Genomic DNA, 20,644 nt, shown 5'->3' with positions numbered 1-20,644 from the left:
CCGCCGTACCGCGCCGCTTCCGAACCCCTCGGTCGGAAAGCACCCGCGTGACCGGTGGCCCCGCACTCCACGCCGCCCCCGGAACCTGACGGACGACGCGACGCGACGCTGAGCGCCCTGGCCTGGCCACGGGCGCTCGTCGCGTCTCGAAGGGCCATCGCGCCCGGCCCGCGTTCAGGTCCCCTGCGGACGCGGCGGGTGCTGGCCCTGACGCCGCGCGTGGTCCAGCGGCACGTCCACCATGACCTCGGTCCCTCCGGCGGGCCGCCTCCGGAAGTCCAGCCGCCCGCCCAGCTCGCCGACGATCAGCGTGCGCACGATCTGGAGGCCCAGGCTGTCGCTGCTCTCGACGTCGAAGTCGGGGGGCAGCCCCACCCCGTCGTCGGACACCATGACCATCAGCCGGGAGGACGGTCCGTCGCCGTCCGGCGCGGCCTCCTCGCCGTCCTCCTCGTAGCGGCGCGCCACCACCTCCAGCGTGCCGTACCGGTTGGCCAGGCCGTGTTCCAGAGCGTTCTGCAGCAGTTCGGTCAGCGCCATGGCCAGCGGGGTGGCCACCTCGGCGGGCAGGACGCCGAAGCTGCCGGTGCGCTTGGGCGCGACCTGGGTCTCGGGTGTGGACACCTCCCCCGCCATGGTGATGACCCGGTCCGCGATGTCGTCGAAGTCGATCAGCTCGTCGGGGGTGAGCGAGAGCGTCTCGTGCACGATCGCGATCGAGCCGACCCGGCGCACCGCCTCGTCCAGCGCCGCCCGTCCCTCGGGGATCTGCAGCCGCCTGGCCTGGAGCCGCAGCAGCGCGGCCACGGTCTGGAGGTTGTTCTTGACCCGGTGGTGGATCTCGCGGATGGTGGCGTCCTTGGTCATCAGCTCTCGGTCGCGCCAGCGCAGCTCGGTGACGTCGCGGCACAGCACGATGGCGCCGATCCGGGTGCCGCCCACCACCAGCGGAATGGTGCGCAGCTGCATCACCGGGCCGCGCGTCTCCACCTCCACCTCGCGCGGGGAGCGCCCGCTGAGCACGGCGGTCAGCGCCTCCTCCCGCGGCTCGCCGGTGTCGCACAGCCGGGTGGTCACGGCCCCCAGCGACTCGCCGACCAGGTCGGCGGGGAAGCCGAGCCGGCGGTAGGCGGACTGGGCGTTGGGGCTGGCGTAGGTCACCCGCCCGGAGCGGTCCAGCCGGATCAGCCCGTCGCCGACCCGCGGCGACCGGACCATGTTGGGCTCCTCGCCGGGCGCGGGGAAGCGGCCCTCGGCGATCATCTGGGCCAGGTCGCTGGCGCTCTGCAGGTAGGTCAGCTCCAGGCGGCTCGGGGTGCGGGCGGAGCTGAGGTTGGTGCTGCGCTGGATCACCCCGAGGAGCTTCACGCCCCGCCGTACCGGGATCGACTCCTCCCGTACGGGGATGCCGCTCCCCCACTCGGGGTCGCCCTCGCGGACGATCCGCCGTTCCCGCCAGGCCACGTCGATCAGGCCGCGCCGCCCGGTCGGCACCATCTTGCCGACCAGGTCCTCCGGGTAGGCCGTGGGGCCGGTGGTGGGCCGCATCTGGGCGATCGCCACCCAGCCGTGCACGCCGCCGGGGATGCCGGGGTCGCGCCGCCGGGGCCCCACCTCCGCGGGCAGCGCGTCCGCTGAGCGCAGCGGCACCCAGAGCAGGAGGTCGGCGAACGACAGGTCGGCCAGCAGCTGCCAGTCCGAGACCAGGGCGTGCAGCCACTCCAGGTCGGTGTCGGTGAGATCGGTGTGGTCGTGGACCAGATCGGTCATCGTGGGCACGCCTCCATCATCGCGCACAGGGGCCGCCCTTCCGTCATCCGCTCACATACGACCTGGCAAGATGCCCCCATGACCGCAGGTGATCCACTGGCCCGGTTCCGTGCCGCCGCCGAACGGCGCGCGAAGGCGGGGGTCCGCCGCCGGCTGCGCCCGCGCACCCCTGACCACGACGGGCTGATCGACCTGGCCTCCAACGACTATCTCGGGCTGGCCCGGGACCCCCGGCTGGCCGCGGGGGCGATGGCCGCCGCCCGCGAGTGGGGCACCGGCTCGACCGGTTCCCGCCTGGTCTGCGGGACGACGCTGCTGCACGCCGAGCTGGACCGGCGGCTGGCCGACCTCACCGGCAGCGCGGCCGGGCTGGTCTTCTCCTCCGGCTTCCTGGCCAACCTGGGCGCGGTGGCGGGCCTGGCGGGCCCCGCCGACCTGGTGGTCTCCGACCAGGTCAACCATGCCTCGATCGTGGACGCCTGCCGGCTCTCCCGGTCGCGGGTGGCGATCGTCCCGCACCGGGACGTGGCGACGGTCGAGCACGTCCTGGCCGAACGGGACGAGGAGCACGCCGTGGTCGTCACCGACGCGGTGTTCTCGGTGGACGGCGACCTGGCGCCGCTGGCGGCGCTGCACCGGGCCGTCCGGGCGCACGGCGCGCTGCTGGTGGTCGACGAGGCGCACGCGCTGGGCGTGGTGGGCGACGGCGGCCGGGGCGCCGCGTACGCCGCGGGCCTGGCCGGCGAGCCCGACGTGGTGCTGACGCTCACGCTGTCGAAGTCGCTGGGCGCGCAGGGCGGCGCGGTGCTGGGGGCCCCGGAGGTCATCGACACGCTGGTGGACACCGGCCGGTCGTTCATCTTCGACACGGGCCTGAACCCGCCCGCCGTGGGGGCCGCGCTCGCCGCGCTGGACGTCCTGGCCGCCGAGCCGGACCTGCCCGCCCGGGCCCGCGACCGCGCCCGGCGGATGGCGGCCCTCGCGGCCGATCTGGGCTTGGAGACCACCGCCGAACCGGCCGCCGCGGTCGTGCCGGTGGTGCTCGGCGAACCCGAGGCCGCCGTGCGGGGCGCGGAGACCTGCGCCCGGCACGGCGTCCGGGTCGGCTGCTTCCGGCCACCCTCGGTGCCCAAGGGACGCGCGTGCCTGCGGCTCACCGCGCGTGCCAGCGTGGACGAGGCGGACCTCACAACACTGCGGGAGGCCCTGGAGGCCGTCGCCGCCTCTACCGGTCGTAGTCTTCACACGTAACATCGGGGGAACCGGTGATGAACGTGAGGAGAGGCCGTGACGGAGGTCAGGGGCGGGCCCCGGCACGGGGGCGGGTACGAGCGTACGCCGCTGAACGACATCGGCAAGCGCCACGCGGCCCCGGCTCCGCGCATCCCGAAGTACTACAAGCTCAAAGAGCTCCTGGTGGAGCTGATCCAGTCGCTGCCGCCCGGCAGCCCGCTGCCCCCTGAGCGGACGCTGGCCGAGAAGTACGAGACCTCCCGCACCACGGTCCGGCAGGCGCTGGCCGAGCTGGTCGTGGAGGGCCGGCTGCAGCGGATCCAGGGCAAGGGCACGTTCGTCGCCAAGCCGAAGGTCTCCCACGAGCTGCAGCTGGTCAGCTACACCGAGGACATGCGCCACCACGGCCTGCGCCCGGAGACCCGGATCCTGGAGATCGGGTACGTCAGCGCCGACGAGCGGCTGGCGACCCTGCTGGGCATCCGCCCGGGCGGCCGGGTGCTGCGGATCCACCGCCTGCGGCTGGCCGACGGCGAGGCGATGTCGGTCGACACCTCCCACCTGCCGGCCCGCCGCTTCCCCGGCCTGCGGCGCGAGCTGCCCCGGCACCACTCGCTGTACGAGACGCTGGCCACCGCCTACGACGTCCACCTCAGCGAGGCCGAGGAGACGATCGAGACCGTCCTGGCCACCCCGCACGACGCGCAGCTGCTGAAGGTCGACGTCGGCCTGCCGCTGCTGCTGCTGTCCCGGCACGCCTTCGACAGCACCGGCCAGCCCGTCGAGTGGGCCCAGTCCCTCTACCGCGGCGACCGTTACAAGTTCATCACCCGCCTGCGCCGCGGCTGAGCCCGCCCGCGGGGCCTGGGGTCAGAGGGTCTGGGAGAGGGCCTTGATGGGCATCTGGAGCTCGGTGAGGAGTTCCAGGTCCTGCTCGGCGGGACGGCCGAGAGTGGTCAGGTAGTTGCCGACGATGATGGCGTTGATGCCGCCGAGCATGCCGTCGCGGGTGCCGAGGTCGCCGAGGGTCAGCTCGCGGCCCCCGGCGTAGCGCAGGATGGTGCGGGGCAGCGCGAGCCGGAACGCGGCGATGGTCTTGAGGGCCTCGGGGCCCTCGACCAGCGGCCGGTCGGCGAACGGGGTGCCGGGGCGGGGGGCCAGGAAGTTCAGCGGGACCTCGTCGGGCTCCACCTCGGCGAGCTGGCCGGCGAACTCGGCGCGCTGCTCGACGGTCTCGCCCATGCCGATGATGCCGCCGCAGCACACCTCCATGCCCGCCTCCTTGACCATGCGGAGGGTGTCCCAGCGCTCCTCCCAGGTGTGGGTGGTGACCACGCTGGGGAAGTGGGACCGGGCGGTCTCCAGGTTGTGGTTGTAGCGGTGCACGCCCATCGCCGCCAGCTCGTCCACCTGGTCCTGGGTGAGCATGCCGAGCGAGCAGGCGATGTTGATCTCGACCGCGTCGTTGATCGCCTTGACGCCCTCGCGGACCTGGGACATCAGCCGCTCGTCGGGGCCGCGGACGGCGGCGACGATGCAGAACTCGGTGGCGCCGGTCTCGGCGGTCTCCTTCGCCGCCCGCACCAGGTCGGGGATGTTCAGCCACACCGCGCGGACGGGGGAGGTGAACTGCCCGGACTGCGAGCAGAAGTGGCAGTCCTCGGGGCAGCCGCCGGTCTTCAGCGAGACGATCCCCTCCACCTCGACCTCGGGGCCGCACCAGCGCATGCGGACCTCGTGGGCGAGGGCGAGCAGTTCCCCGAGCCGGTCGTCGGGCAGCGTCAGGCACTCCAGGACCTGCGCGCCCGACAGGCCGCGGCCCTCGTCGAGCACCTGGCGCCGGGCCACTTCGAGGATGTCGCTCACGGATACTCCTTTGTGCGGTGGGTTCACCGTAGAGGGTCGTGGGTCTCTCGGAAGACGGCGGGGTCGAAGGCGCCCCCGAACGGGGCCGCCAGCCCGCCGTGCGCGGCCAGCAGGAACTCGACGGGGTCCAGCGATCCGGCGCCCGCGGGGAGCGCGCCGGCCAGCGGCCGGGCCGCGATGGTCTCCAGGTCGCGGATGTTGCTGCGCATCACCAGGTCGGGCTCGTCCGGCCACGCCCCCAGCACCACCCCGGCAGGCTGCACGCCGCGGTGCGCCATCGCCTCCAGGGTGAGGGCGGTGTGGTTGAGGGTGCCCAGATCGGGACGGGCGACCACGACCACCGACGCGCCGAGCCAGCGGGCCAGGTCGGCGACGGTGGTGCCCTCCTCGTCGTACCGGACCAGGAGGCCGCCCGCCCCCTCGACCAGGACCAGCCGCCGCGTCTCGCTCAGCTTCTGGACGCGCTCGGCCACATCGGCGAGCCGGAGCGGCGGGGCGCCGGCGTGGCGGGCCGCCGCGGCGGGCGAGAGCGGGTCGGGGAAGCGGGCGAACTCGTGCAGGTCGTCGACGCCGGCCAGCCGCCGTACGACGTCGAGATCGCCGGGCTCGTCCGGCCCCACCCCGGTCTGCCCCGGCTTGACGACGGCCACCTCGGCGCCGCGGGCCGCCGCGAGGGCCGCCAAGGCGGCGGTGACGATCGTCTTGCCGACCCCGGTGCAGGTCCCGGTCACCACGAGCACGCTCACGTGCGGCAGATTAGCGCGCGCCCCTCCGGGGAAGCCCCGCCGGATCCCACAGTCTTGACCGCCCCGCTTTTGTACGGCCGCCGGGAGGAGCGCCGGAGACACCCGCCCCGGACCGGGGGGACGTGTGTCCCCGGCCTGTTCTATGGTGACGGCGTGGCCGCCTATCCCAGCACGCCGTACCCGCCCCGTCCCGGAGCGGCACCGGAGCCCGGGCCGTCACCGGTGACCGTCCGGCCGGCGCGCCCCGACGAGTACGCCCGCGTGGGCGAGCTGACCGTCGAGGTGTACGTGAACGGCGGGCTGGTCTCGCCCGCGTCGGGCTACGTGCACGCCCTCCGGGACGCCGCCGACCGGGCCGCCGCGGCCGAACTGCTGGTCGCCGAGGTCGGCGGCGAGATCGCCGGGGCCGTCGCCTACTGCCCTCCCGGCAGCCGGTACGCGGAGCTGGCCGGGCCGGACGAGGCCGAGTTCCGGATGCTGGCCGTCCTGGAAAGCGCGCGGGGCGGCGGCGCCGGCCGCGCCCTCGTCCTGGAGTGCGTCGACCGGGCCCGCCGGGCCGGGCTCGCGGCGCTGCGGTTGTCGACCCAGCGGAACATGCTCCAGGCCCAGCGGCTGTACGAGCGGATGGGCTTCGCGCGCACGCCGGAACGGGACTGGGCCCCGGTCCCCGGCGTCGACCTGATCACCTACACGCTGGACCTCAGGCGGAGCTGAGGGCCCCGTGCTCGGAGCAGCGGGCCGTCCAGCCCGCCGGGGTCACCTGGACGATCATCCGCCGCCTGCACCGGGCGCAGTAGCGCGGCGGCTCCATCCGCCGCGCGGCGCGGCACGTCCCATGGTCGCCGTCGCGGGCGGGTTCGCCGCAGCGGTCGCAGTAGGTCTCCACGGCCGGAAGCGTACTCTCGCCGCGCGCCGGCTCACCGCGGCGCATCAGCTCACGACCGCGATCAGGTCGCCCTCCTGGACGACGACGCCCTCCCGGACGGCGAGCGCGGAGACCGTGCCGGGCTCCTCGGCCAGCACCGGGATCTCCATCTTCATGGACTCCAGGATGACGAGGGTGTCCCCCTCCTTCACGGGGTCGCCCTCGGCGACCACGACCTGCCACACGTTGGCGACCATCTCCGCCCGGACCTCGGCCACGGCGGCCCCCTTTCTCCCCGGCGCCGGCGGCACCCGTGGCGCGGCCGGCGGACACTGCGTCGATCGAACGGCGCCCGGTGCTCAGGAGGGCGCGCGCATGCGGTCCACGGTCCCGGTGTCGTAGGTCCCGGCCGCGAACTCGGGATGGCCGAGCAGCCCGGCCAGGAACGGCAGGTCGGTCTTGAGGGCGCCCTCGATACGGAACGCGCCCACGGCCGCCCGGGCCCGGGCCAGCGTGTCGTCCCGGGTCTCCCCGCGCACGCACAGCTTCGCCAGCAGCGGGTCGTAGTGGGAGGTGACGGTGTTGCCCTCGGCGTAGCCGGCGTCGATGCGGATGCCCTCGCCGACCGGCTCCTCCCAGACCTTGATCTCGCCGGGGGCGGGCCGGAACCGCACCGGGTCCTCGGCGTGCACGCGCAGCCCGACCGCGTGCCCGCGGGGCGCGACCTCGGTGAACGAGGGCGGCTCCCCGGCTGCGATCCGCAGCTGCTGCTCGACCAGGTCGATGCCGGTGACCAGCTCGGTGATCGGATGCCCGGCCTGGAGCCGCGTGCTCATCCCCAGGACGAAGAAGTCCTGGGCGGCGGGATCGACCAGGCACTCCACGGTCCCGGCGCCGCGGTGGCCGACCGCCTCGCCCGCCCGTACGGCCGCCGCCGCCATCCGTTCGCGCAGGGCGGGGGTGACGCCGGGCGACGGCGTCTCCTCGGCCATCGTCCGGTGGCCGTGCCGCATCGAGCGGTCCCGCTCCCCCAGCGCGAGCACGGTGCCGTCGGCGAGACCGAGGATCTGCACCCCGACGTGCCGGGCCCGTTCCACGAACCGTTCGAGCAGGATGTCCGGCCCGCCCCCGGAGCCTCCGCTGGGGGACCGCCCGGCGGCGGCCCGGACGGTCTCGAACGCCTTCCGCAGGGCGGCCTCGTCGCGGGCGGCGGCCATGGCGCCGCCGGCGCCCGCCGCGGCCTTCACCATGACCGGGTAGCCGATGCGCTCGGCCTCCTGGACGGCGGTGCCGGGGTCGGGGACCGGTTCCCAGACCCCGGGCGCGACCGGGACGCCGGCCTCCTTCATCAGGTTGCGCGCGTTGATCCTGTCGCTCATCCGGGCGATCGCCAGCGGCGGCGGCCCGACCCAGCCGAGCCCGGCGTCCTCGACGCGACGGGCGAACGCTGCGTTCCCGGCGAGGGACCCGCAGCCCGGGTGGATCGCCCGGGCGTTGGTCCGCCGCGCGGCCTCCAGGATCCGCGGGACGTCCAGGTAGCTGAGGGCGGGCTCGGCGGGGCCGAGCAGGATCGCCTCGTCGGCCTCGGCGACGAACGGCAGGTCGGCGTCCGCCTCCGAGTACACCGCGATGGCCTTGAGCCCCAGGGCGCGCACCGTGTGGATGATCCGGCTGGCGATCTCACCCCGGCTCGCCACGAGCACGGATTCGTACACCTGCGACCTCTCCTTCGACGGTCACCGGACGGGGTCTGCCGCTCGCCCGGCCGACACTAGCCGGGCGGCGGCCCGTGGTCCGGGCATGGGAACCACAAATACCCGCCCGTAGATTTGTGCGCACATGGATTCGCCCGCCCGTGCCGCGTTCGCGTGCGTTCGCGCCGCCCGCCGGGCCGCGGCGGGCCGTCACAGCCGGGGACGGCGGTCGACGACACGGCGGAGCGCCTCGACCACGGTCGGGTCGTACTCGGCCGCGGAGTCCAGCCGCAGCCGTTCCAGCACCGCGGCCCCGCGGTCGCGGTCGGCCGAGTCGCCCACCAGGTCGTCGTAGGCGTTGGCCACCTTGATGATCCGGCTGGCCAGCGGCGGCGGCAGCGGGCGCCCGGCCGCGGCCGGGCCGTCGCCGGGAGCCTCGCCGTGCCCGGTCCGGTACGGGTGGGACGACAGATGGACGATCGCGGCCACCCGGTCGAGCACCCCGGTCTGCTTGATCACCTCGGCGCCCAGCTCGGCGATCCGGCGCTGCTCGGCGGGCGAGGCCAGCACGGTGGCGCCGCCCGGGATGGGGTCGCCCAGGGAGAGCTGCCCGATGTCGTGCATCAGGGCCGCGTACTCCAGTTCCAGCAGTTCCTCCTCGGACATGCCCAGCTCGCGGCCCATCGCCACCGACAGCCGGGAGACGCGGCGGGAATGCCCGGTCTCCACGTAGCCGCCGACCTCGGTGACCCGCGACAGGGCCCGTACGGTCTGCAGGTACGTGGCGCGGACCCCGGCGTAGCGGCGGAACGCGAACTGGGTGACCAGGATCGGGGCGGTGAACACCAGCAGCGCGGCCGGCCCCATCACCGTGGTGGCGACCGCGATGAGCATGGCGGTCGCGCCGGTGGCCGCGCACAGCGCCAGCTTGGCGCGGATCTCGTCGCGCATCGCGATCCCGAACCTGGCCCGGACCGCCTCCGCGCGGATCAGCGCGGCGACGACGACGTCGAAGAAGCAGGACGCCACCACCACGACGCCCATCATGGTCAGCAGCACCTGCCAGTCGAGCCGCAGCGACAGCAGCGGCCGGAAGCACAGCGCGACGGTGGCCACCGTGAACAGCCGCCGCGCCATCGCGTCCGGCCGGGGGGCCCGGCCCACCGCGACGTGCGGCAGCGAGCCGACCAGGGTGCCGACCGCGGTCACCGCCACCACCTGGAGCGGCGAGTGGACGGCCGGGACCACGCCCAGCGGCGCGTCGGGCGGCGCGCCCTCGGGTCCGATCCCGACCAGCAGCGCGTAGCCGATGCCGCCGGCGGAGGCGATCGGCGCGACCTCGCGGTTGCCCGGCATGACCATGCGGAACAGCTCGCCGAGGGCGATCAGCGCGCCGAAGATGACCGCGACCTCGGTCTGCTCCAGCCCGACGGCGGCCACCTGGGTGACCGCGACGACCACCACGAGACCGGCGGAGGCGATCAGCAGGAGCTGGCCGGAGTCGATGGTCTGCCAGGCGGCGCGTTCCCGGGTGGGCAGCTGCGCGCTCATCGGCGGGCCGTGTCCCGGGCGGCGCCGGAGCCGCCGGCCGCGTCACCGCCGCCGGCCGCGTCGGCGTCGGCGTCACCGTCGGCGTCGCCGGTGCGGTCGTCCTCCCCGGCGACCCTGATGGGCGTGCTCGGGTCGTCGTGGTCCTGCTGGGTGGTCTCCACGATGTCGTCGTCGGGGAGGACGACCGGCTTGGGCGGCTCCCACCCGTCACGTTCCAGAGCACGCAGGAACGCCTCCACCATGCCCGGGTCGAAGTGGTCGCCCACGCCGCGGCGCAGCTCCTCGACGGCCTCCTCGACCGTACGGGCCGGACGGTAGGAACGCGTCGAGGTCATCGAGTCGAACGCGTCCGCCACCGAGATCACCCGCGCGAACTCCGGGATCTCATCACCCGCCAGCCCCATCGGATATCCCCGGCCGTTCATCCGCTCATGGTGATGCATGATCCCCGCCAGCGCCTCGTCCAGGAACCCGATCTCCCGCACGATCTCCAGACCCCGCATCGGATGCAACTGGATCGCCGCGAACTCCTCCTCCGTCAACGACCCCGCCTTCTGCAACACCTTCGTGGGCACCCCCAGCTTCCCCACGTCATGCAACATCCCCGCATAACGGATCGCCTCCACCCGATCCGCCCGCATCCCGATCTCCCGCGCGATCATCACCGACCCCCGCGACACCCGCTCCGAATGACCCCGCGTGTAATAGTCCTTGGTCTCCACCGCCTGACACAACGCCGCCAACGTCGCCGCATGCGCCTGCTGCTGCGCCCGCGTCTGCTCCAACGCCCACCGCGCGATGAACAACGGCAACAACACCAGAACCGCCGCGAACGGCCCCACGCCCTCCCGCGACCAGAGCCCCGCGATCAGCAGCCCGAACATCCCGTACCCCAGGCACCCGAACGCCAGCTGCCCGCTCGCGCTCAGCAGCTCCCGCGGCACCGCCTGCCTGCTCAGCAGCAGGATCCCCGCCACCAGCAGCAGGTTCACCAGCACGAACGTCACCAGCGCCCCGAGGAAGGGGCCGATGACGTGCTCGACCCAGCCGGCCTGGCCCGGCTCGAACCGCCGCCCGCCGAGGGCGCCGAAGACCATCCCCGAGGTGTAGCCGCACAGCGCGAACTGCGCGCCGTTGAACAGCCGTTTGACCGGTGCGAAGAGCCGCTGGCCGGTGACGATGGCGCACACTCCCAGCAGCGCCGCCCCGGCCGGCCCGAGCAGGACCACCGACGCCAGGCTCGCCGCGAAGCTCAGCGAGACCCGGGCACGCTCCACGTTGAGCAGCGCGGGCGCCGAGTCGCAGATGAGGAACAGCACGGCGAGCACGGCCAGCGCGCGCCAATCGAGCCCCTCATAGGACGCCGTGGCGATGAGCCCGGCCGCCAAGGCGACCACCCCGCACACGTACGCCCAGGCAACGGGAGGTAGTCCACGCATGCCGCCCCCTCGGGAGTCGACGTTTCCCCGTGCTCTCGCCGGGGGCTACGGCGGGCCGCCGCGCGGGCCGGTCGTGCCGGACGGCACTCAGACCCAGGACACGCCCTTGGGTACCGTCAACGACGACGACACGATGGCACGCCCGTCCCGGCCGAGACCGGCGGTCACCACATGCTTGAGCACGGCTCCTTGCCTCCCCCCGCATTACGGGCCTTTCGGGTCACCTCGACCCGGCCCCCAGGCAACACTTCCCCACCGTCCCGGCACGCATGTGCTTTCGTCGCTGATTTTCGGCCCAAGCCTAACGCGAGAGACGTACGTCACACAGGCAACCGCGGAATCGTAGGCAAAGCGTGAAGCAATCGTCACCTCGGGTGGTCATGCGCACACCGCCGTACACCCTCCGCCGCCCGATGCCGGTCAGGATGATCTGTCAAGGGTAGTGCTCCCGAGGGTGCCGACGCATCTCCTCACCGGGGTCGATCACGATCAGGGCACGGCACGCGGGAAACGGTCACCCGCGAAGCCGGCCGGAGGCGGCGGCGCGCTCGCGCGCCCACGCGACGGTCTCCGCCAGTCCCTCGGGCAGCGCGGTCCGCGGCGCCCAGCCCAGGTCCGCGCGGGCGGTCGCCGGGTCGACCGCCATCGCGGGCAGGTCGCCGAGGCGGGGCGGCGCGTACTCGGGCTCGTCGGGGGCGCCGGCGGCCTTGGCGACCAGGGTGTGCAGGGCGCGGTCGGTGGTCTGGAGACCGGTGCCGATGTTGTACCGGCCGCCGCCGCCCCGTTCCCCCGTCGCGCGGGCGAAGGCGTCCACGACGTCGTCCACGTAGACGTAGTCGCGGGTCTGCGTGCCGTCCCCGAAGACGCGGGTGGGACGGCCGGCGAGCAGCGCGTCGGTGAAGATCGAGATCACCCCCGCCTCGCCCTCCGGGGTCTGCCGCGGCCCGTAGACGTTGGCCAGCGTGAGGACGGTGTGGTCCAGGCCGTGCAGGGCGCCGTAGGTGCGCGCGTAGACCTCACCGGTGACCTTGGACGCGGCGTACGGGGAGGCGGGACGCAGCTCGGCGCCGGCCGGGACGGGCAGCGCGTCGGGGACGCCGTAGACGGCGCAGCTGGAGGTGAACACCACCTTGCGGGCGCCGGCCGCGCGGGCGGCCTCCAGCACGTTCACGGTGCCGACCACGTTCGTGCGGGCGTCCGCCAGCGGGTCGGCCACGCTGGCGCGCACGCTGACCTGCGCGGCCAGATGGCAGATCACCTCGGGCCTGCGGGCGGCCGCCCGCGCGGCCAGGGCGGGATCGGCCACGTCCATCCGCCACAGCTCGGCGTCGGGGCGGGTGTTGGCGCCGGAGGACAGGTCGTCCACCCCGACGACCTCATGCCCGTCGGCGAGCAGCCGGTCGACGAGGTGGGAGCCGATGAAACCGGCCGAGCCGGTGACGAGTACGAGCACCCGAGCACGATATCCAGCGCCGCGGGGCGCGCCGGACACCCGCGGCCCTGTCTTCGGAGGGCGCCAGGCGGGTGCCGCCGGCGGTGCCGCCAGGGGGTGCCGCCAGGAGGTGCCGTCAGGAGGTGCCGCTAGGAGGTGCCGGACGGCTCGGTCTCGGCGGTCTCGGCGGACCTGATCTCGCCGCAGACCTCCTCGATGCGCCCGAGCACCTTGGCGCGCAGGTCCTCGGGGACGGGCTCGCAGCCGCACGACTTGCCGACGAGCCTCTTGACGACCTCCTCCAGGCCGTACTCCCGCAGGCAGGGACCGCACTCGTCGAGATGCTGCTGGACCTCGCCGCAGCCGCTGCGGTCGAGCTCGCCGTCGATATAGGCGTAGACCCTGGCCAGGACCTCGTCGCATGACGTCTCGTGGTGGTCGCCACAGCTCATGGCTTACTCACCCTTCCCGCTCGCCCGGGAGAGCCCGCGGTCGCGGGCGTACTCCTCCAGCATGCCGCGCAGTTGCCGCCGTCCGCGGTGCAGGCGCGACATCACGGTACCGATCGGCGTGCCCATGATCTCGGCGATCTCCTTGTACGCGAAGCCCTCGACGTCGGCGAGATAGACCGCGATCCGGAACTCCTCCGGCAGGTCCTGAAGCGCCCGCTTGACGTCGGAGTCGGGCAGGTGCTCCAGCGCCTCGGCCTCGGCCGACTTCAGGCCGCTGGAGGTGTGCGATTCGGCCCGCGCGAGCTGCCAGTCCTCGATCTCCTCGGTGGCCGACTGCTGCGGCTGGCGCTGCTTCTTGCGGTAGGAGTTGATGAAGGTGTTGGTCAGGATCCGGTAGAGCCAGGCCTTGAGGTTCGTGCCTTCCTTGAACTGGTGGAAGGACGCGAACGCCTTGGCGAAGGTCTCCTGTACGAGATCCTCGGCGTCGGCCGGGTTGCGCGTCATGCGCAGCGCGGCCGAATACAGCTGGTCCAAGAACGGGAGCACGTCGCGCTGGAAGCGCTCCTGGCGCTGCTCCACGGTCTCCGTGGTGCCCGGTACCTGACCCACCCCCTCTGCTGTGCCGACGCCGGCGGCGTCGTCCCCCACAGACGATATCGGGCGACGCTGCCTCCTCACGCCGGTGGGGGCGGCCCCACCGGCGCGCTGCGACGGCACCGTGAGCCCTCCCGCGTGCTCGGCAACGGCCATGGTCATGGGCTGCACCTCCGCTGAACTGTCTCCGTCGTCCCCGTAGCGGGCGCACCGGGACGGAACCGGCCAACCGGATTCCGTGTCGTTCGACGCGCGCGCACAGGGCGTTATGAGACGGTGCAACGCCGGCACGGGGTGGTCGATTCCCGGACCGGAGGGACATACCGAGCATGAGGTGGACATGGGGCGAACATGAACCGGCCATGGGGCGGGCATGACGCGGGGGCGTCCCGGGGGCTACTGGGGCCGTGCCGGTAGAGGAAGGTCATTTCATCCGTATGTGGACAGAGGGTGACTTCCAGCCCCCAATAGGGAACAAGTGACATACACGGCGAGAACAGGAGCAAACCGTTGCTACCGGTGCCGGCGCGACCTCCCGAGCCCTCGATCGCGAACCTGCGCGACGCCCCGGGCGATGACGAATCACTCGCGCTCTACTGGAGGTTCTACTGGGCGGTCGCCGCGGCCCAGCTCGCACGCTGGCTCCCGCGGCGCCCCTCGCGGATCCTGGACCTGGCGGGCGGTACGGCGCGCAGCGGCGCGCAGGCCGCCGCCGCCGGGCACGACGTGATCGAGGTGCTGGACCCGCACCTGGGCCGGCGGCGCCCCGGCGTCCCCACCCGCGCGTCCCGGCCCGGCGGGAACGGCGTGCTGGCGACCAAGAGCCACATCCTCCCGGCGGAGTTCGGCGCCGCCGCCCCGCGTCCCGGCGAGAACGGCTCGGCCCGCCACGCCGGGGCCGCCGGGCCTGCCCCCGTCCCCGGCACCGCCCCGTTCACGGGCACGGGCCCAGGCACGGGCCCGGCCGCCGCCCCGGTGGCCGCCGCCCCGGCGCGCCGCGTGATCGCCGACTCGGGGGCGCTGGGCTTCCTCACCGACGCCTGCGTGGACGCGGTGATCGCGGAGAACCGGGTGCTGTCCCACCACCTGGTGACCGAGGCGGCGGTCGCCGAGATCGCCCGCGTGCTGAAGCCGGGCGGCCGGGTGCTGCTGTCGGTCGACTCGCTCACGCTCGGCATGGCGCTGCTGGCCGAGCAGAACTGCTGGGCCCACCTGTCGGACGTCCCCAGCGCCGAGGTCCTGCTCGTCCCGTGGCCGGACGGCACCATCACCCGCTGCTTCTGGGCCGACCAGCTTCGCGAGCTGCTCACCGACGCCGGGCTGGAGGTGGAGTGGATCCGGCCGCGCACCGCGCTGTCGCCGTCGACCGTCGAGCACGTGCTGGCGACCTCGCCGCGGGCGCTGCCCCGGCTGGTGCGGACCGAGCTGAGCGCGCCGCTGAACGACGACTCCCTCGGCGTCCACCTGCTGGCGAGCGCCCGCCGGCGCGGCCACTAGCGGGCCCCGCCCGCTCGCGGACCCGTCTCTAACGCCTGGCGCGGTCGTGCTTGGCCTGGCAGGTCACGCAGCGGGCGGCGTCGGGACGGGCCTCCAGCCGCCCTTCCGGGACCGGCTTGCCGCAGCCCAGGCACTGCCCGTAGGTGCCGGCGGAGATCCGTGACAGCGCCGCCTCCACCGCCGCGCGGTGCCTCTCCAGCGAGGCGAGCGCCGCCTGGACGCGGTCGCTGTCGGTGAGGACGGATCCCGCGTCGGCGGCCGAGTTCTCACGCTCGGGATGCTCGCTCCTGAGGACCGCGATCGAACGGTCCAGGTCGGCGCGCATCACCTCGAGCCGGTGACGGGCGGTGGCGGTGTCCACGATGCCGGAACTCCTTCCGGTACGCCCCGGGCGCGGGGGCTCGCCTCCGACCGCCGTTCGCTCGGGCGGTCAGAACAGGGAGTCGGAATGGTTGCCAGGACTATCCCCGCTCACCGCCGGTTTTATGAGTTCCGGGCCGTTGTTTCTCACGCTGTTGACCGACTTCGACACCGGATAGGCGTCCATGGTCCCGGCCATCGCGGGAACCAGCAGGTCACGCACCTGGCCGGGGTCGGTGAGCGCCGGATCGAGCCAGGCGTCCCAGCGGTCCGGCCGGACGGTCATCGGCATCCGGTCGTGGATCCGGCCGAGATCGTCGGGGGCGTCGGTGGTGATCACCGTGCAGGTCCACACCCATTCGCCCTCCGGGGACTTCCACAGCTCGTAGAGACCGGCCATGGCGATCACTCCGCCGTCCTTGGGACGGATGAAGAACGGCTGTTTCTGCGGCTTCTTGCTCTTCTTCTGTTTCCGGGCCGGGTCGGCGGGCTCCTCGTCGCCCTGGTCCTTGATCTCGTACCACTCGAAGTACCCGTCGGCGGGGAGCAGGCAGCGCCGCCTGGCGAAGGCGCGGCGGAACGAGGCCTTCTCGTGCACCGTCTCGACCCGCGCGTTGATCATCCGGCTGCCGATCGACAGGTCCTTGGCCCAGGACGGCACGAGTCCCCAGCGGAGGGTGCGCAGCTGCCGGACGGCTTCCTCCTCCGCCCGTTCCGCGCCGGCCTCCCGGCCGCCGTTCTTCGCGCTCCCGGCGTCCTTGACCGACTCGCCCTCGCCCTTGGGCACCCGGGTGAGGATCGCCGGCACCTGCTTGGTGGGCGCGACGTTGTAGTCGGGCTGCAAATCCTCTTCGACGGCGTCGACCTGCACCTGGAACTGGTCGAGCAGTTCCTGGCGAGCCCGCGTCGTGGCATAGCGACCGCACATGCCTCCATCCTGCCCCTTCTCCTCCGCCGGGCAGTGGAACAGGACGGAATCCCCTTTAGGTCAGCGCTCCGGGCCGCTCGTGCTTGACGTCCGGAGCGATGGGCATGTAGCCCTGCATGCGACCCATCAGGACCTTGGCCCGCCCCTTCGTGGCGGCGCCGTACATCATCACCGGGCTGGACACGCTCCGCGACCCGCGCGCACGGGCGGAGCGGGTCGGCCCCAGCATCAAGCCGATCGCCGACCGGCTCGACTGGCTGCCCACCAAGGACCCCGAGGCGCTGGTCCGCGCCGAGGGCGCGCTCAGCCTCGGCACCGGGGTGCTGCTGCTGACCGGCCGACTCCAGCGCGTGACCGCCTTCCTGCTGGCGGCACAGCTGGTGCCCGTCCTGGGCACCGAGCACCGTTACTGGACCGAGGACGACCCGGAACGGCGCGCCGCCGAACGTTCCCAGCTGCTGAAGAGCGCGAGCCTGTTCGGCGCGCTGCTCATGGTCGCCACGGAGCCGCGCCGCTCGGCGCGCGCCGCCGAGGTGCGGCACGCGGTCCGCGAGGCGCGGACCCAGGCCGAGGCCGAGACCCGCGCGGTGCGCAGGGAGACCGCCGCCGAGCTGAAGAACGCCCGCCGCGAGGCGGCCCGCCAGGTCCGCGACGCCCGCCGGCGCGCCGCGCTCAGGACCGCCAAGGCCCGCCGGGCGGCCGTGACCGGGAAGGCGTCCAAGGTCACCGGGAAGGCCGCCCGGTCGGTGCAGGAGCCGGGACGCAAGGTGGTGAAGGCGGCGAAGAAGAGCAAGGTGGCCAAGGCCGTCAAACGCTGACCGCGTTCCGTCGCGCGCGGGGCCGACCGCCACGTGTTTCCGAAGAGAGCCTTAAGAGAGGCTCAAAGAGGTTGAACCAAGGGCCGGGCCGGGAGCGTACTGCCTGCTGACCGCTCGTTCCTCCGGTCCCCCGGCATGCCCCGGGGGATCCCCGACCCATGGAGTCGCCCGGCCATGGCAGCACCAGGAACCGCCGGCCGCGCCGCCGGCCCCGGCACCGGTCCCGAACGGCTCGTCGCGGGGCTCTACCGCGACCACCACAGGCCGCTGATGGCCCTCGTCCTGCGGCTGACCGGCGGGGACCGGCGGTGGGCCGAGGAGGTCGTCCAGGAGACCATGATCCGGGCCTGGCGCGGCGCGGACCGGCTCGACCCGGCCGCCCCGGTGATGCCCTGGCTGGCCGCGGTCGCCCGCCGGATCGTGATCGACCAGCGACGGCGGCGCGGGTTCCGGCCGCCGGAGGTGACCGGCGGCGGGCCGCCGCCGGGACCGGCGGGCGCGGACGGGATCGACCGGCTGCTGCGCCGGGTGGTGATCGCGGACGCGCTGGAGTCCCTGCCGGCGCCGCACCGCGAGGTGCTGACCGAGACGGTGCTGCGCGGCCGTACGGCGGGAGAGGCGGCACGGGTGCTGGACGTCCCGGCGGGCACGGTCAAGTCCCGCGTCTACCATGCGCTGCGCGCCCTGCACGCCGTGTTGCGGGACAGAGGGGTGACTGCATGAGCTCGGAGGCCGAGCACACCGATGTCGGCGCCTACGCCCTGGGCCTGCTCGACGGGGACGACCGGAGCGCCTTCGAGGCGCACCTCCCGCACTGCGGGTCCTGCGCGGCCGAGCTGAGGGAGATGGCCGGGGCGGCCCGCGCACTCTCCGAACTCAAGGACCTTCCCGGCGTACGGCCCGGATAGCCGGTCGCCCCCGGTGGCCGCGGCGAGCCGCTCCGGCCGCCCGCTCGGCCGCCCGCTCGGCCGCCCGCTCGGCGGCCCGCTCCGGCCGCCCTGGTGGGGGCCGGGCCCCGATAACCTTGCGTCATGCCCTCGACGCATTGGCCCGCTCCGACCGCCACCGCACCGGTGGACGCCACCGTCCCGCTGCCCGGTTCCAAGTCGATGACCAACCGGGCGCTGATCCTGGCCGCGCTGGCCGACGGTCCCTCGACGGTCGTCCGCCCGCTGCGCAGCCGGGACACGCTGCTGATGGTCGCGGCGCTGCGCTCGCTGGGCGTGCGGATCGAGGAGGAGCCGTCCGGCGACCTGCGGGTGACACCGGGCGAGCTGGCCGGTCCCGCCCGGGTGGACGTGGGCCTGGCGGGCACGGTGATGCGGTTCCTGCCGCCGGTGGCGGCGCTCGCCCGCGGCGAGGTCGCGGTCGACGGCGACCCGCGTTCCCGGGAACGGCCGATGGGCCCGATCATCGAGGCGCTGCGCGCGCTGGGCGCCGGCATCGACGACGGGGGCCGCGCGGCCATGCCGTTCACGGTCCGCGGCACCGGCGCGGTGGCGGGCGGGGCGGTGACGATCGACGCCTCCGGCTCCTCGCAGCTGGTGTCCGGCCTGCTGCTGGCCGCGCCGCGCTTCGACAAGGGCGTGGAGGTACGGCACGAGGGCCCGCCCGTCCCGTCGGCGCCCCATCTGGCGATGACCGTGGAGATGCTGCGGGAGGCCGGCGCGGTGGTGGAGACCGCGGAGAACGTGTGGCGGGTCGCCCCCGGCCCGATCCGCGCCCGCGAGTGGGTCATCGAGCCGGACCTGTCGAACGCCGCCCAGTTCCTCGGCGCCGCCCTGGTGACCGGCGGGCGCGTGACGGTGCCGGGCTGGCCCGCCCGCACCACGCAGCCGGGCGACGCGCTGCGCGGCCTGCTGGCGGCGATGGGCGCCGAGGTGTCGGACGGCCCGGACGGCCTGACCGTGCGCGGCACCGGCGCGTTCACCGGCCTGGAGGCCGACCTGCACGAGGTCGGCGAGCTCACGCCGGTGCTGGCGGCGCTGGCCGCGCTGGCCGGCACCCCCTCCCGGCTCACCGGGATCGCGCACCTGCGCGGGCACGAGACCGACCGGCTGGCCGCCCTGGTCAACGAGATCAACGCGCTGGGCGGGGACGCCCGGGAGCTGCCGGACGGGCTGGAGATCAGGCCGCGCCCGCTGCACGGCGGGCTCTTCCGCACCTACGACGACCACCGCATGGTGATGGCCGCGGCGCTCCTGGGGCTGGCCGTCCCGGGCGTCGAGATCGAGAACGTCGCCACCGTGGGCAAGACGCTTCCGGGCTTCACCGGGCTGTGGGAGTCGATGCTGCCGGCGGCGCCTTCCGCCCCGCCCCCGGCCGCGTCCCCGAAGGAGAGGGGCTGACCACTGGCACGCCGAGCACGCGATTACGACGAGGACGACGTCCGGGTGCGGCCCGGCCGCCGCGGGTCGCGTCCGCGCACCCGCCGCCGTCCCGCGCACGAGGACGCGGTCGGCGGGCTGGTGACCGCGGTGGACCGCGGCCGGTACCGCTGCCTGGTCGGGGAGGGCACGCCCGGCGCCCGCGCGGTGACCGCGATGCGGGCCCGCGAGCTCGGCCGCAAGGGGGTGGTGGTCGGCGACCGGGTCGCGCTGGTCGGCGACACCTCCGGCGGGCCCGACTCCCTGGCCCGCATCGTCCGGGTCGAGCCGCGCTCGTCGTCGCTGCGCCGCACCGCCGACGACAGCGACCCGTTCGAGCGGATCATCGTGGCGAACGCGGGCCAGCTGGTGATCGTGACCGCGCTGGCCGATCCCGAACCCCGGCCGCGGATGATCGACCGGTGCCTCGTCGCCGCGTACGACGCGGGCATGGAACCGCTGCTCTGCCTCACCAAGGCCGATCTGGCGCCGCCCGACACGCTGGTCGCCGCGTACGCGCCGCTCGGCGTCCCGTACGTGGTCACCGCGCGCGGCGGCGACACCGGCGCGCTGCGCGGGCACCTGTCCGGGCGGACCAGCGTGCTGGTGGGGCATTCGGGGGTGGGCAAGTCGACGCTGGTGAACGCGCTGGTGCCGGACGCCGAGCGGGCGGTGAGCCGGGTCAACGCGGTCACCGGCCGGGGCCGCCACACCTCCTCGTCGGCGATCGCGCTGGAGCTGCCGGACGGCGACGGCTGGATCATCGACACCCCGGGGGTGCGCAGCTTCGGGCTGGCGCACGTGGAGCCGGAGAACGTGATCGGCGCGTTCGAGGACCTGGCGGAGGGCGCCGCCGAGCGCTGCCCACCGCACTGCGACCACCTGCAGGAGTCGTGCGGCCTGGACGGGTGGGTCGCCGAGGGCCACGCCAGCCGGGCCCGCCTGGACTCCCTGCGCCGCCTCCTGGCCAGCCGCGAGGGCGAGGCCGAGCCGGTCTGACGCCGCCGTATCCACCGGCAGGTGACGAACGCGG

General features: G+C 74.2%; 22 protein-coding genes. 9 read left to right on the top strand and 13 right to left on the bottom strand.

Translation table 11 applies throughout. From position 1 onward, the window contains the following. Window positions 1-174 precede the first annotated feature (174 nt). Window positions 175-1,779 (bottom strand): sensor histidine kinase, encoded by a 1,605-nt coding sequence (locus IW256_RS07965; RefSeq protein ID WP_197010336.1) that lies wholly within the window; start codon window positions 1,777-1,779, stop codon window positions 175-177. Window positions 1,780-1,848: 69 nt separating this feature from the next. Between IW256_RS07965 and IW256_RS07960 the strand changes: the two genes are divergently transcribed. Further along, window positions 1,849-3,021 (top strand): 8-amino-7-oxononanoate synthase, encoded by a 1,173-nt coding sequence (locus IW256_RS07960; RefSeq protein WP_197010335.1) that lies wholly within the window; start codon window positions 1,849-1,851, stop codon window positions 3,019-3,021. Between the two features lie 90 nt (window positions 3,022-3,111). Beyond that, window positions 3,112-3,852, top strand: coding sequence for a GntR family transcriptional regulator (locus IW256_RS07955; RefSeq protein ID WP_197016169.1), 741 nt, complete (start codon window positions 3,112-3,114; stop codon window positions 3,850-3,852). 21 nt (window positions 3,853-3,873) lie between these two features. On the opposite strand, the gene bioB is transcribed toward IW256_RS07955, so the two are convergent. Both bioB and bioD read right to left on the bottom strand, forming a co-directional pair. Beyond that, window positions 3,874-4,869 carry a biotin synthase BioB gene (gene bioB / locus IW256_RS07950; protein ID WP_197010334.1) on the bottom strand — a complete coding sequence of 332 codons (996 nt, stop codon included), beginning with the start codon at window positions 4,867-4,869 and terminating at the stop codon, window positions 3,874-3,876. 23 nt (window positions 4,870-4,892) lie between these two features. Continuing rightward, window positions 4,893-5,615, bottom strand: coding sequence for a dethiobiotin synthase (gene bioD, locus IW256_RS07945; RefSeq protein ID WP_197010333.1), 723 nt, complete (start codon window positions 5,613-5,615; stop codon window positions 4,893-4,895). A 153-nt stretch (window positions 5,616-5,768) separates the two neighbouring features. Between bioD and IW256_RS07940 the strand changes: the two genes are divergently transcribed. Next, window positions 5,769-6,329, top strand: coding sequence for a GNAT family N-acetyltransferase (locus IW256_RS07940; protein WP_197010332.1), 561 nt, complete (start codon window positions 5,769-5,771; stop codon window positions 6,327-6,329). Here the strand turns inward: IW256_RS07940 and bsaP are convergent. The 8 genes from bsaP to IW256_RS07900 form a co-directional block, all read right to left on the bottom strand. After that, window positions 6,316-6,501 carry a biotin synthase auxiliary protein BsaP gene (gene bsaP, locus IW256_RS07935; protein ID WP_197010331.1) on the bottom strand — a complete coding sequence of 62 codons (186 nt, stop codon included), beginning with the start codon at window positions 6,499-6,501 and terminating at the stop codon, window positions 6,316-6,318. The genes IW256_RS07940 and bsaP overlap by 14 nt on opposite strands. 44 nt (window positions 6,502-6,545) lie before the next feature. Continuing rightward, window positions 6,546-6,758 carry a biotin/lipoyl-binding carrier protein gene (locus IW256_RS07930; RefSeq protein ID WP_197010330.1) on the bottom strand — a complete coding sequence of 71 codons (213 nt, stop codon included), beginning with the start codon at window positions 6,756-6,758 and terminating at the stop codon, window positions 6,546-6,548. Window positions 6,759-6,839: 81 nt separating this feature from the next. After that, window positions 6,840-8,195: an ATP-binding protein gene (locus tag IW256_RS07925; protein WP_197010329.1), complete on the bottom strand. Its 1,356-nt coding sequence runs from the start codon at window positions 8,193-8,195 to the stop codon at window positions 6,840-6,842. Between the two features lie 189 nt (window positions 8,196-8,384). After that, window positions 8,385-9,725, bottom strand: a complete 1,341-nt coding sequence (locus IW256_RS07920; RefSeq protein ID WP_197010328.1) for an HD-GYP domain-containing protein — start codon at window positions 9,723-9,725, stop codon at window positions 8,385-8,387. After that, window positions 9,722-11,164, bottom strand: a complete 1,443-nt coding sequence (locus tag IW256_RS07915) for an HD-GYP domain-containing protein (protein WP_197010327.1) — start codon at window positions 11,162-11,164, stop codon at window positions 9,722-9,724. The genes IW256_RS07920 and IW256_RS07915 overlap by 4 nt, the downstream gene beginning before the upstream one ends. Window positions 11,165-11,678: 514 nt before the next feature. Continuing rightward, a complete protein-coding gene (locus tag IW256_RS07910) occupies window positions 11,679-12,617 on the bottom strand; it encodes an NAD-dependent epimerase/dehydratase family protein (RefSeq protein ID WP_197010326.1) in 939 nt (312 codons plus the stop codon). A 128-nt stretch (window positions 12,618-12,745) separates the two neighbouring features. Beyond that, the gene (rsrA, locus tag IW256_RS07905) at window positions 12,746-13,048 is read right to left on the bottom strand and encodes a mycothiol system anti-sigma-R factor (protein WP_197010325.1); all 303 of its coding nucleotides are present in this window, start codon (window positions 13,046-13,048) and stop codon (window positions 12,746-12,748) included. A 3-nt stretch (window positions 13,049-13,051) separates the two neighbouring features. Next, complete coding sequence (locus IW256_RS07900; RefSeq protein ID WP_231403697.1) at window positions 13,052-13,804, bottom strand: sigma-70 family RNA polymerase sigma factor; 753 nt, start codon at window positions 13,802-13,804, stop codon at window positions 13,052-13,054. 357 nt (window positions 13,805-14,161) lie between these two features. On the opposite strand from IW256_RS07900, the gene IW256_RS07895 reads away from it, so the two are divergent. After that, window positions 14,162-15,139 carry a methyltransferase domain-containing protein gene (locus tag IW256_RS07895; RefSeq protein ID WP_197010324.1) on the top strand — a complete coding sequence of 326 codons (978 nt, stop codon included), beginning with the start codon at window positions 14,162-14,164 and terminating at the stop codon, window positions 15,137-15,139. Between the two features lie 28 nt (window positions 15,140-15,167). Here the strand turns inward: IW256_RS07895 and IW256_RS07890 are convergent, their stop codons facing one another. Both IW256_RS07890 and IW256_RS07885 read right to left on the bottom strand, forming a co-directional pair. Further along, window positions 15,168-15,500, bottom strand: a complete 333-nt coding sequence (locus IW256_RS07890) for a TraR/DksA family transcriptional regulator (RefSeq protein ID WP_197010323.1) — start codon at window positions 15,498-15,500, stop codon at window positions 15,168-15,170. Window positions 15,501-15,569: 69 nt separating this feature from the next. Next, window positions 15,570-16,427 (bottom strand): SOS response-associated peptidase, encoded by an 858-nt coding sequence (locus IW256_RS07885; protein ID WP_197010322.1) that lies wholly within the window; start codon window positions 16,425-16,427, stop codon window positions 15,570-15,572. Between the two features lie 116 nt (window positions 16,428-16,543). On the opposite strand from IW256_RS07885, the gene IW256_RS07880 reads away from it, so the two are divergent. The 5 genes from IW256_RS07880 to rsgA all read left to right on the top strand — a co-directional run bounded on the left by IW256_RS07880 (window position 16,544) and on the right by rsgA (window position 20,610). Continuing rightward, on the top strand, window positions 16,544-17,245 hold the full coding sequence (locus tag IW256_RS07880) for a DoxX family membrane protein (RefSeq protein WP_197010321.1): 702 nt from the start codon (window positions 16,544-16,546) through the stop codon (window positions 17,243-17,245). Between the two features lie 174 nt (window positions 17,246-17,419). Next, complete coding sequence (locus IW256_RS07875; protein WP_197010320.1) at window positions 17,420-17,968, top strand: sigma-70 family RNA polymerase sigma factor; 549 nt, start codon at window positions 17,420-17,422, stop codon at window positions 17,966-17,968. Then, window positions 17,965-18,153, top strand: coding sequence for a zf-HC2 domain-containing protein (locus IW256_RS07870; protein WP_197010319.1), 189 nt, complete (start codon window positions 17,965-17,967; stop codon window positions 18,151-18,153). The genes IW256_RS07875 and IW256_RS07870 overlap by 4 nt, the downstream gene beginning before the upstream one ends. A 123-nt stretch (window positions 18,154-18,276) precedes the next feature. Then, a complete protein-coding gene (gene aroA, locus IW256_RS07865) occupies window positions 18,277-19,593 on the top strand; it encodes a 3-phosphoshikimate 1-carboxyvinyltransferase (protein ID WP_197010318.1) in 1,317 nt (438 codons plus the stop codon). Between the two features lie 45 nt (window positions 19,594-19,638). Next, window positions 19,639-20,610: a ribosome small subunit-dependent GTPase A gene (rsgA, locus tag IW256_RS07860; RefSeq protein WP_307828786.1), complete on the top strand. Its 972-nt coding sequence runs from the start codon at window positions 19,639-19,641 to the stop codon at window positions 20,608-20,610. Window positions 20,611-20,644: the final 34 nt, after the last annotated feature.

This window comes from Actinomadura viridis, assembly GCF_015751755.1.
Lineage (GTDB): Bacteria > Actinomycetota > Actinomycetes > Streptosporangiales > Streptosporangiaceae > Spirillospora > Spirillospora viridis.
The sequence above is the reverse complement of the archived record's forward strand: the minus strand, read 5'-3'. Positions and strand labels throughout refer to the sequence as shown.

Bases quoted from the DNA above. Each gene is read 5' to 3' on its own strand.
- IW256_RS07960 (WP_197010335.1), top strand. From the start codon at position 1,849: ATGACCGCAGGTGATCCACTGGCCCGGTTCCGTGCCGCCGCCGAACGG.
- IW256_RS07920 (WP_197010328.1), bottom strand. From the start codon at position 9,725: ATGAGCGCGCAGCTGCCCACCCGGGAACGCGCCGCCTGGCAGACCATC.
- IW256_RS07915 (WP_197010327.1), bottom strand. From the start codon at position 11,164: ATGCGTGGACTACCTCCCGTTGCCTGGGCGTACGTGTGCGGGGTGGTC.
- rsrA (WP_197010325.1), bottom strand. From the start codon at position 13,048: ATGAGCTGTGGCGACCACCACGAGACGTCATGCGACGAGGTCCTGGCC.
- IW256_RS07900 (WP_231403697.1), bottom strand. From the start codon at position 13,804: ATGACCATGGCCGTTGCCGAGCACGCGGGAGGGCTCACGGTGCCGTCG.
- IW256_RS07885 (WP_197010322.1), bottom strand. From the start codon at position 16,427: ATGTGCGGTCGCTATGCCACGACGCGGGCTCGCCAGGAACTGCTCGAC.
- IW256_RS07880 (WP_197010321.1), top strand. From the start codon at position 16,544: ATGCGACCCATCAGGACCTTGGCCCGCCCCTTCGTGGCGGCGCCGTAC.
- IW256_RS07875 (WP_197010320.1), top strand. From the start codon at position 17,420: ATGGCAGCACCAGGAACCGCCGGCCGCGCCGCCGGCCCCGGCACCGGT.
- IW256_RS07870 (WP_197010319.1), top strand. From the start codon at position 17,965: ATGAGCTCGGAGGCCGAGCACACCGATGTCGGCGCCTACGCCCTGGGC.
- aroA (WP_197010318.1), top strand. From the start codon at position 18,277: ATGCCCTCGACGCATTGGCCCGCTCCGACCGCCACCGCACCGGTGGAC.